Raw genomic sequence first — 825 nt, 5'->3', positions numbered from 1 at the left:
GCCTTGTCGAGCGCGGCGAGCACGGCGGCGCGCCAGGCGCCACGATCGGCGATCCGCGTGCCCAGCCAGTCGACGTAGCCGGAGCCGGGCACCTCCAGCCAGCCCGGCGGGACCCGGCCGACGACGTCGGCGAGCAGGTCCGCGTCGATCCGCTGGCTGAACTCCTCGTCGACCGCGACGAACGCGGCCCGGTCCGCCGCCGCGGCGCCCAGCAGGACATGGTCGGCGACGCCCGGCAACGCCCTGGCGACCGCGGCACCCGCGCTCGGCCAGTCATGGTGCGGGTAGAGCGCGGCGCCGTGGTCGATCAGCCACAGCTGCCCACCCCACACCAGCAGGTTCGGGTTGCGCCAGGACCGGTCGACGTTGAGGGTGAGGGCGTCGAGCCAGAGCACCTGGGCCGCGACCCACGCCGCGACCTCGACGGCCAGCGGGTCGTAGGTGATCGAGCCGGGCAGGTAGTCCATCCCGAGGTTCAGCCCGGCGCTGGCCCGCAGCAGGTCCTGCACCTCCTGGTCGGGCTCGGTGCGGCCGAGCTCGGGATCGACGTCGACGACGACGAGCTCGGGCACCGCGAGCCCCAGCTCGCGCGCGAGCTCCCCGACGATCACCTCGGCGACCAGCGCCTTCACACCCTGCCCGGCGCCGCGGAACTTGACCACCCAGGTACCGAGGTCGTCGCCTTCCATCAACCCGGGCAGGCTCCCGCCCTCCCGCAACGGCGTCGCATACCGCACCGCCGTGACCTGTCGCAACATCCCGCCAGTCTGCCGCAGCGGCCCGGCCCGCCGGCCACCCGCCGCCCGCCGCCCGTCGCCCGTCGCC

General features: G+C 75.2%; 1 protein-coding gene. It reads right to left on the bottom strand.

All coding sequences use genetic code 11. The features are described 5' to 3' along the window. Positions 1-758: HipA family kinase (locus MXD58_RS25935; RefSeq protein ID WP_250610344.1), on the bottom strand; the 758-nt coding region annotated here is incomplete at its 3' end. Between the last annotated feature and the right edge of the window lie 67 nt (positions 759-825).

The sequence above is a fragment of the Frankia sp. AgKG'84/4 genome, from assembly GCF_023242965.2.
Taxonomy (GTDB): domain Bacteria; phylum Actinomycetota; class Actinomycetes; order Frankiales; family Frankiaceae; genus Frankia.
The sequence above is the reverse complement of the archived record's forward strand: the minus strand, read 5'-3'. Positions and strand labels throughout refer to the sequence as shown.